9 protein-coding genes are annotated in these 10,507 nt (G+C 27.7%); 2 read left to right on the top strand and 7 right to left on the bottom strand.

The window, feature by feature from the left end; translation table 11 throughout:
• Window positions 1-45: 45 nt before the first annotated feature.
• The 5 genes from lepA to gpr all read right to left on the bottom strand — a co-directional run bounded on the left by lepA (window position 46) and on the right by gpr (window position 4,966).
• A complete protein-coding gene (lepA, locus tag FYJ83_RS15885; protein ID WP_154442194.1) occupies window positions 46-1,857 on the bottom strand; it encodes a translation elongation factor 4 in 1,812 nt (603 codons plus the stop codon).
• A gap of 69 nt (window positions 1,858-1,926) precedes the next feature.
• Window positions 1,927-2,196, bottom strand: a complete 270-nt coding sequence (locus FYJ83_RS15890) for a hypothetical protein (RefSeq protein WP_154442196.1) — start codon at window positions 2,194-2,196, stop codon at window positions 1,927-1,929.
• A 46-nt stretch (window positions 2,197-2,242) separates the two neighbouring features.
• The gene (gene lepB / locus FYJ83_RS15895) at window positions 2,243-2,788 is read right to left on the bottom strand and encodes a signal peptidase I (protein WP_154442198.1); all 546 of its coding nucleotides are present in this window, start codon (window positions 2,786-2,788) and stop codon (window positions 2,243-2,245) included.
• 63 nt (window positions 2,789-2,851) lie between these two features.
• A complete protein-coding gene (spoIIP, locus tag FYJ83_RS15900; RefSeq protein ID WP_154442200.1) occupies window positions 2,852-3,919 on the bottom strand; it encodes a stage II sporulation protein P in 1,068 nt (355 codons plus the stop codon).
• Window positions 3,920-3,991: 72 nt separating this feature from the next.
• Window positions 3,992-4,966 (bottom strand): GPR endopeptidase, encoded by a 975-nt coding sequence (gpr, locus tag FYJ83_RS15905; protein ID WP_154442202.1) that lies wholly within the window; start codon window positions 4,964-4,966, stop codon window positions 3,992-3,994.
• Window positions 4,967-5,096: 130 nt separating this feature from the next.
• Here gpr and rpsT point away from each other — a divergent pair, with 130 nt between their 5' ends.
• Window positions 5,097-5,360, top strand: coding sequence for a 30S ribosomal protein S20 (gene rpsT, locus FYJ83_RS15910; RefSeq protein ID WP_154442204.1), 264 nt, complete (start codon window positions 5,097-5,099; stop codon window positions 5,358-5,360).
• A 37-nt stretch (window positions 5,361-5,397) separates the two neighbouring features.
• Here the strand turns inward: rpsT and holA are convergent, their stop codons facing one another.
• Window positions 5,398-6,429 (bottom strand): DNA polymerase III subunit delta, encoded by a 1,032-nt coding sequence (gene holA / locus FYJ83_RS15915; protein WP_154442206.1) that lies wholly within the window; start codon window positions 6,427-6,429, stop codon window positions 5,398-5,400.
• Complete coding sequence (locus FYJ83_RS15920) at window positions 6,419-8,851, bottom strand: DNA internalization-related competence protein ComEC/Rec2 (protein ID WP_154442208.1); 2,433 nt, start codon at window positions 8,849-8,851, stop codon at window positions 6,419-6,421. The genes holA and FYJ83_RS15920 overlap by 11 nt, the downstream gene beginning before the upstream one ends.
• A 208-nt stretch (window positions 8,852-9,059) precedes the next feature.
• Here FYJ83_RS15920 and FYJ83_RS15925 point away from each other — a divergent pair, with 208 nt between their 5' ends.
• Complete coding sequence (locus FYJ83_RS15925) at window positions 9,060-10,256, top strand: alanyl-tRNA editing protein (protein WP_154442210.1); 1,197 nt, start codon at window positions 9,060-9,062, stop codon at window positions 10,254-10,256.
• Window positions 10,257-10,507 lie beyond the last annotated feature (251 nt).

Raw genomic sequence — 10,507 nt, forward strand, 5'->3', positions numbered from 1 at the left:
TTCCTCCTAAAATTAATTTAGGAACGGTAAAAACCGTTCCATAGATTATTTTTCATCATATTTTAGAACAGTTAAAAATGCTTCCTGAGGAACTTCAACTGAACCAATTTGTCTCATACGCTTTTTACCTTCTTTTTGTTTCTCTAGTAATTTTTTCTTCCTTGATATATCTCCACCATAACATTTAGCAAGTACATCTTTTCTAAGGGCTCTTATGGTCTCTCTTGCTATTATTTTTGAACCTATAGTAGCTTGAATAGGTACTGCAAATTGGTGTCTTGGTATAACATCTACTAATCTTTCTGCTATATTTCTTCCTCTTTCATATGCCTTTTCTTCATGAACTATTAAGGAGAAAGCATCTACTAATTCTCCATTAATAAGAATATCCATTTTTACAAGCTCTGATTGCTGGTATCCTTTTAAATCATAATCTAAAGAAGCATATCCTCTAGTTTTTGATTTAAGTGCATCAAAGAAATCATAGATTACCTCATTTAAAGGTAATTCATAGTGAAGTACAACTCTTTTTTCTTCTAAATATTCCATATTTAAGAAAGTTCCTCTTTTGTTTTGGCAAAGCTCCATTATTGCACCTACATAATCTGTAGGAGTCATTATATTAGCTGTTACAATAGGCTCTTCCATATATTGTATTTCTGTTAATGGAGGAAGATTAGATGGATTTTGTATTTCTAAAACTTCTCCTGTAGTTTTTGTTATTTTATATATAACTGAAGGTGCAGTAGTTATTATGTTTAAATCAAATTCCCTTTCCAATCTTTCCTGAATTATTTCCATGTGTAAAAGTCCTAAGAATCCACATCTAAATCCAAATCCTAAAGCAACAGATGTTTCAGGTTCAAAGTCTAGTGCTGCATCATTTACCTGTAGTTTTTCAAGAGCTTCCCTAACTGTATTAAAATCTTCTCCCTCTGCAGGGTATATTCCACAATAAACCATCGGTATAACTTTTTTATAACCTGGTAAAGGTTCATTAGTCGGATTATCTGCACTTGTTATAGTATCTCCTACTGTAGCATCTTTGACATTTTTTATACTAGCTGTTACAAAACCTACATCTCCCGGTTCTAGTTTATCTAAAGTTATATGTCTAGATGTATTTACACCTACCTCCACGACTTCATAAGATTTTCCTGTTGACATCATTTTTATTTCCATACCAGGCTTCATAGTACCTTCATATACTCTTATATAACAAATAACACCTTTATAACTATCATAATAGGAGTCAAATATTAATGCTTTCAATGGTGCGTTGGGATCTCCCTTTGGCGAAGGTACATATTTTACTATATTTTCTAGTACATCTTCAATATTTAATCCTTCTTTTGCCGATATAAGTGGTGCCTCTTCACAATCTATACCTATAATATCTTCCACTTCTTTTTTCACTTCTTCTGGTCTTGCACTTGGTAAATCTATTTTATTTACAACTGGTAAAATTTCTAAGTCTTGATCTAGTGCTAAATATACATTGGCTAAAGTTTGAGCTTCAATTCCTTGAGTAGCATCTACTACTAGTATAGCACCTTCACAAGCAGCTAAGGACCTTGAGACTTCATATGTAAAGTCCACATGGCCAGGGGTATCTATTAGATTTAGTATATATTCTTCTCCATCTTTAGCATTATAAACTAGTCTTACTGCTTTTAACTTTATGGTTATACCTCTTTCCCTTTCTAGGTCCATATTGTCTAAAACTTGGCTTTGCATTTCTCTTGAGGTCAGCATTCCAGTTTTTTCTATTAATCTATCTGCCAAAGTAGATTTTCCATGGTCTATATGGGCAATAATCGAAAAATTTCTTATATTTTGTTGTTTCCTTTTTTCCATACTTTTCCTCCTTATGAAGTTTCAAGATAACTCTAAACAATTATAGCAAATATTCTCTATTATGTAAAACTAAAAGACCAGAAACTGGTCTTTTAGTAAATTTATTAAATACTTAAAATCAATTGTATAAGATTTCCCAAAGAAATCTAAAGTTTTTGTTTCTACAGAGAATCTAAAGATATTGGGATTTTCTAGACAATTAAGTTCTACAATATTTTGGTTTACTATTTCTATTCCCAACACTAAAAATATAAGTAAAATTAATATATATATTCTTTTTACTCTTTCTATACGCCTTTGTTTTTTATATCTTTTGTTTCTCTCTAATCTTGTTTCCATATTATCACCAAGATTAGATTATCCATTTTTTGTATATATTATACTATTATTTTATCTTGCCAAATCTGCTATCAACGGGAAAATATCTAAATCCTGTTATACCTTTAATACTTTTAATAGATATACATCCAAAATAACGGCTATCTTTAGAAGCTCCTTCGTCTCTGTTATCTCCCAGTACAAATACTGACCCCTCTGGCACTTCCCAAATGCTGTCTTCATATATATGAGTGTAGGCTTCACTACTTATATAGTTTTCCTCTAACATGGTTTCATTTACATATACCTTACCATCTTTTATCTCAACTATATCTCCTGCTATACCTATTACTCTTTTTATATAATCTTTATCTGGTGCATCTGGAGCCTTTAACACGATTACATCGCCCCTTGATGGCCCATGAAAATATAATGAAACTTTATTTGCAAATAGTCTGTCCTTTTCGTGTAATGTAGGGTACATGGAATTACCCAATACATAAGTAGTATTAAAAACAAAAGTTTTAATTAATAAAGCAATAACAACTGCAGTTACAATACTTTTTATCCATTCTATAGTTTCGTTTTTTACTTCTTTATTATTTTCTTCCATATTGTATAACCTCCTGATTTCCAATAAAATATATTATATCAGACTTTGAAAATTTAGGAAAGTCTATTCTTCTACTATACTATTTAAAACTACAGAAAGAATATTTCCTATTAACTTAGCACCTTCAGTAGCTTCCTCCAAAGTATTAATATTATATCCTACTTCTATTAGAGCTGAATAATCTGACAGATATTGGTTATATTTGCCATATTTCTTTATTATTATACCTTTACATAAGCCTGGATATAAATTGTCTGATACTGCCTTAACGTATTTTGCGAAACTAAGAACTTGTTCTTTATTTTCAGAATCTGGTCCTACTACTAAAGAAAATGTTGCTACAGACTTACCATCTATTTCAATTCTAGATTTTTCTCTCACACTTTCTACATTAGCAACCTTATCTACATCAATACCATCTCTGTGTACATCTAATAATATTTTCAAATTATCAGATTCAGCTTTTTTATTCACAATAGTTTTTAGACTTCTAGAATAAGATTGATTATAAGATGGAAGGTCATGGGATGTTTCTACATGATCTACTTTATGACCATTGGCTTCTAAAACAGTAGATATTATACTTCCCACTCCTACTATATTATTCTTTTTATCTGTACTTCTATAATTACCTGCCTTGGCTAAACTATAGCTTTCAGTAGCATGAGTATGATAAATTAAAATATATGGCTTTTCCTTATTAACTTTAACCTTATTTATCATTAAAGGCTCTGGAATATTTTCTACCATATGAATACCTGACGAATCCTTAACTATTATTAAGGATTCGTATTCATCTAAATTTTCTATAATCGTATCATGAGAAGTATCATGTTCTTCATTTACATCTTCTCCTATTTCTTCAGACTCTAAAGGGATAATTCCCGTTTCTAAAGAATCCTTATGTTTATTTAATCTATTTCCCATTGAAAATAAAGAATTCATCGCCTTTTTCACTGATTCAAAGGACATATTGGACATATTAATTATATTAGATAGTTTGAATTTCTCTTGACTTAAATTATTAGGCTCCTTTGATGAATATAATCCAAGGATTATAGCACCAAGATTCAGAACTATCAAGCATGTCAATGCCAAAATAATATAATCTAACTTATTTGTTCTTCTCATATCAACACTCCCTAATATACTTTCAATACAAGCATTATATTCTTAAAGGGAGTCAAATATTCTAAATCTTATTTACCTAATATATCTGTTTACGTCTTTTAAGTCTATACCTGGATGTAATGCCATATTTAACCCATTGGCAACTATTATGGACAGATCATCAACTACAGCATCTATATCAGTAGGGGTTACTATGACATTTTTCATATAAGGATTTAATACCTCTTGAATTAAAGAATATTTTTCTTCTGATGATATTTGAGACAATAAATCATAAAAGTCTGAACCTACTTCTGCCTCTTTCTTTAAAGATTCTATTATTAAATCTAGAGTATCATTTACAATAGTAGCTGCATCTACCACTGTTGGTATTCCTATGGCAATAACTGGTACTCCCAAGGTTCTTTCATTCAGCTCCATTCTATTATTTCCAACACCTGCCCCTGGATTTATACCTGTATCAGAAAGTTGAATTGTAGTAGAAACCCTATCCATCTTTCTTGATGCTAGTGCATCTATGGCTATTACTAAATTAGGTTTTACTTTTTCAACTACTCCTTTTATTATCTCTCCAGTTTCTATTCCTGTTATACCCATTACTCCAGGAGACAAAGCTGCCACATTAGCTACAGTTTCATCTATCTCCTTATTATAATTAACAAAAAATTGTCTAGTTACTAAAACTCTTTCTACTACTTTTGGTCCCAATGCATCAGGAGTAATATTCCAATTTCCTAATCCTACAATTAATATCTTTGTGTCCTCTTTAGTTTTTGCGATTCCCTTTATCTCCTTTGCTAATGCCTGTGAAATCTGATCTTTTAAATCTTCATCTGTTTTATTTAGCTTTGGTACATCTAATGTTATATAAGTTCCTACGGGTTTTTTTATATTTAAGCTGCCTTCTTTATTTAAAACCTTTATTCTTGTAACTGTATAGGAATCATTTTCCTCTTTTTCTATACTAATTCCTTCTTCTTGACTTTTTTCTTCTTGTTTATATAATTCTCTATTTTCCACTGCTAAATCAGTTCTAATCTGGAACAATTCAATTCTCCTCTCTAATATTCTTTTTTATCCTATTTTATATTTTTGTCCATTATAATGCTAAATATCCTTGCAATTTATACTTCTTCGTGATAAAATATTTTTTGTTAGATATGAGGAGGTGAAACTATTGGCAAATATTAAATCTGCTAAGAAAAGAATTCTTATTACGGAAAAAAGAACAGCGATGAATAAGTCTAAAAAATCTGAAATTAAAACATATATTAAGAAATTTGATACAGCTATTGATAATGGAAATTTTGATGAGGCAAAAACATTACTTAAAGCCATTGATAAAAAATTAAAGAGAGCTGCTCATAAGGACATTATTCATATGAATAGTGCATCTAGAAAAGTTAGTCGCTTAACGAAGAAATTAAATAATGCAATGTAGATAAAACTTCGGTGAGCCGAAGTTTTTTCATTTGTATCTACATTTCATAAGATAAGTTAACAATAAGCATTTCAATGGCTAGTTTTTCATCATGGGAGCTAGTCTTTTGTTTTATGTCCAACTTTAGTATATAACTTAAAGCCTTATTTAACTGTTCTTCAGTAAAGTTATTAGATTCTCGTCCTATTTTTTTTAACTCAAATGCTTTAATCCCTAATTTTTCTCCAATTTCTCCATCCACATATCCTTTTTCCCTATATAGCTTATAACCTAAAGTTAGCCTTACTTGTCTAATAATCATTGACAAGATTTTTTGAACAGGTTCACCTGATATATACATTTCATTAAATATTTTTAAGGATTCTTCACTGTTTTTCTTACTTATATTTCCTAGCAGATTAAATATATTTGTGTCTAAAGTTTGAGTTAGAACAGTGTCTATAGCATCTCTATTTATTTCATCACCAGATGTATAATTAACTACTTTCATTAGTTCATTTTCTAAATCATAAAGTGTCTTTGTACTATTATAATCACTATAGCTGGATTGCTGAATGAAATGACTTATATTTGAAGCAGATATTTTTTTGTTATTCTTTTTAAATTTATCCTCTATCCATGTATTTAATTCTTTACCTTTCAAGCTATTAAATTCAACTACTCCACCTAATTTGTTGATTGTCTTATATAGTTTTGTAGTTCTTTTAAAATTATTAGATCTATCCATTATTATTAGACAAAGGTAGGAATCTAGGTTTTCAACATAGGAGCTTAGTATCTTATCCAATCCATTTAAATCATTTTCCATGATTTCACTAATATCCTTTATGACTACTAATTTCTTTTCTGACATAAATGGTAGAGTTTCACAAGCATTTAATATATCATCAAAGGTCTTTTCTTTTCCGTCTATAATTACATAGTTCAAAGTTTCAAAGGATTTATCAATATATTTATCCTTTAAGGATTCTACTGCTTCTTTCATTAGATATTCTTCACTTCCACTAAAGAAATATACCGGAAGAATATTTTCTTTCTTTATACAATTCATAAATTCATTATAATTCATTGATCTTTGGCTCTCCTTCTAAATATAAATAAAATTTTATTAAAATATAAGATAATAAATAATATATTATATAAAAAATAATATAAAAGAAATTCGTATTTAAAAAATCTATTAAATCTGGTTTTTCTTTTATAAATGACTCTATTTTTATATCACCTTTATTTAAAACTACCTTAATTCTTCCCATGGTATCAGTTCTATATATTTCAGTTCCATAACTTATATATCGTTCTAATACTTCATTTCTCGGATGACCATAGAAATTATTTCTCCCCACAGAAATAATAGCTGTATAAGGCTGTATTACTTCTAAAAGTTCATCTGTTGAAGAAGTATTGCTTCCATGATGGGGAACTTTTATTATATCTATATTATCTTCTATTTTAGAAGATAATTCCAATTCCACTTCCTTTTCTATATCACCAGTAAAAAGTATGTTTTTATTATAATTGGAAAGTATAAATACCAAGGATTTATTATTTTCAGAAAATCCATTTCTAACTATATTTTCATTAGGACTTAAAACCTTTATATATGTATTATTATCTAAATAAATCAAATCATTTTCTTTTAGTATTTTTATTGGAATATTTTTGTTTTTCATTTCATCATATATTTTATTTCCATGGTTTTCATAAGATGCAAGGATATTTTTTATTTTGATATTTTCCATTAGTAGGGGTAAGGATTTACAATGGTCTTCATCAAAATGTGTTATAAAAACTCCCTTAATCTTAGTTACTCCTATTTTTTCTAAATATGGTAAAGTAATATTCTTTCCTATATCAAAGGAATCCATTATATTTCCACCTGTATCTACTAAATAATTATCTCTATTAGTTTGAATAAGAATTCCATCTCCTTGTCCTACGTCTATAAAATGGATATTTATAGATTTATCATTTAGTAATACTAGAAAGTTAAATACTAGAAAAAATACTAAATAATATATAATAACCCTCTGTAATTTAAAACTTATTTTGTTTACCTTAATCACCTTAAATAAAGTAAATATAAAAATATAATATAAAATAAACTCTCCTATATTTGGTGAATGATACTTTATTATTCCAAAGGGAAATTTATAAAGTATATCTATTAATCTAAATTGTACAGATAAGATTAAGTTCAGTATTTTTCCTAAGAATGGAATAAAAACATCTAGTGAATAAGATAATCCTATCATAATGGCTCCTATAATTAAAGAAAACGATAATATAGGTGCAATAATTAAATTGGCAAAAATACCTATAACAGATATTTTGTTGAAATAATAAGCTTGTACTGGAAATAATCCTATTTGTACTGCTAATAGTCCTGATAATGTATAGGTCAACTTATTTTTATATAAATAAAATATATGCTTAATTTTAGGTGTAAAATAGATTATAGAAAAACTTGCTAAGAAAGACAATTGAAACCCAAGGTTAAATATCCACATTGGATTTATAATAAGTAAAATAAACATAGCAAAAAACAAGCTGTTAATTGAATCATATGGTTCAGCCATTGCTTGACCAATAAATATTATACTAAACATTATATTTGCTCTAAGTAAGGACGGCGGAAAACCTATAAGGTATCCATAAAACCAAATAATTATAAGAGTCATAAAAATATTTATTTTTCTTTTTATACCTAAGTGAGAAAATATATAGACTAAAAAACTAGATATGATTCCTATATGTAATCCTGACACTGCCAATATATGTGCTAGTCCTAAGTCTCTATATTTTGATATATTTTCTTCATCTAAATAATTATATTCTCCAAGGACTATACTTTCCATTAAGGAACTATTTTCCTCACTTAAATTACTGTTAAATAGGTTTTCTATTCTTTCCTTGAATTTAAGTTTCATCTTATACTTTAGTGGTATATCATTTTTTTCTATTTCTAATATAGAATAGTCATTAATATTTATTGTTGTGTATAGCTTATTTGATAATAAGCTTCTTTTATAGTTAAATAGCATAGGATTAGTGTTTTCCAAAGGTACATTTATTTTCCCTTTAAATATTAACTTATCTCCCAATGAAACTTGTTTATCCCCTCTTATTTTTAATACTGTTTTTTCTTTTATAATAAAATTTCCTACTCTATTAATTTTGACTATATATTTTCCTTCTTCCTCTTCTTTCCAAACAATATCATCTACTATTCCACTTAGTAAAAATTCTTCGCCTTCTTTTGATATTAAAAAGCTATTATTTAAATTATATTTAGCTAAAATTATTCCAAATGTAAATAATATAAATAGGAGAAATATATTGTTGGACTTATCTTTTGAAAAATTTATTATATATAAAATTAAAATAAAGAAAAGGAATATAAATATTGTCATAAGTCTTATTTCAAGGTAATAAGAGAATACTATCCCCAATATAAATGGAATTGTTATAAACACAAAAGGTCTTTTCATAAAAGCCTCCAGCTTATTTTTTTCTATGTATTCTATTTAAACTCCAAATCATAAGCATTACTCCTAAAAGCACTAACATACTACCATCTGGCATAATATCACTTCCATTCTTTTATATGATTATAACATAATTACCCAATATTTTATTATGATTTTATTTTTTTTATGTTATTATATTATATATAATGCTGAAGGGAATGATTGTTAATTGACTTATAAACTTTATTTAGATAATCCTTATTTAAGAGAAATAGATGCTAGGATAGTTGATAAAATCTATAAAGATGGCAAATATTATATAAAACTTAATAGAACTATTTTTTATCCTCACCTTTCTGGTGGACAGCCAAAGGATAAAGGAACCATAAATGGTGTTGATGTAGTGGATGTATATGAAGATAATTTAGATATAATCCATGTAACTAAGGATAATATTCATAGTGATAAAGTCATACTTACTATAGATTGGGAAAATAGGTTAGATAATATGCAGCAACATACTGGTCAACACCTTTTGTCTGCTGCTTTTTATAAATTATATAATGGTGAAACTGTAGGATTTCATATAGGGCAAGATTATGTATATATCGATGTTACTTTACCAGAATTAACAGATTATGAGACAGAAAAAATTGAGATTTATACCAATAGAGTAATAGCTTCAAATTTTGAAATTAAATCTTACTATATAGAAAAAACTGATATAGAAAAAATTCCAGTAAGAAAGCAACCTGTTGTAAATTCCAATATTCGTATTGTTGAAATCGATAATATAGATTTTTCTCCCTGTGCTGGTACTCATTTAAGGAGTACTGGAGAAATAGGAATTATAAAAATAAGAAAATGGGAAAAATATAAGGGAAATATCAGAATTGAATTTGTATGTGGTAACAGAGCCTTATATGATTATAGATGGAAAAATAAAATGATAAATGATATTGGACTATTTTTATCTTCTAAAGATTTAGATGTATTGGAAAAAGTAAAGATATTATATGCCCAAAAAGAAGACCTTGAAAAAACTAATAAATCCTTACGTGAAGATATTTGTATTTATAAAGGTGAAGATTTGTTGAGACATTCATTTAAAATCAATAATACTTCTTTCATTTCTAAAATATTTGATAATATGGACCTTAAAGAAATAAGCCTTATATCCAATTACTTAAGCAATTCTAATACACTTATTCAACTTTATGGTTCTATTTATGAAGAAAAAGGACAATTCCTAATAAATATACCTAAAGAATTTGACATAAACCTTAAAAATATATTGAAAGATGTATCTGAAGAATTCAACATCAAAGGTGGAGGAAGCCCTCAAACAATTCAAGGTGGTTGTTCTCTTGAAGATTTAGAGAATTTACTTAATAGCTTTTTTGTTAAAATTAAAGAATGTATATAGTAAAAGTATCTATCTATATATTTAAAATTTTAGGGTAGCTTTTGTTGAAACTCATTGATATATAGTTCTAAAGTAAATAAAGATAAAAGTAGCACTTTACTATTGGTTATAATAAAAGGTGGCATTTTGCCTTCTAGTGTTGCATTTAGGAAACAATTAAATATTGACAAAGTGAGAATCCCTTGGATGATATAAATTACATCCAAGGGATTCCTAATTCTACAGTGTAATACATAATTGTCTAATATTAC

The organism is Tissierella pigra, assembly GCF_009695605.1.
Lineage (GTDB): Bacteria > Bacillota > Clostridia > Tissierellales > Tissierellaceae > Tissierella > Tissierella pigra.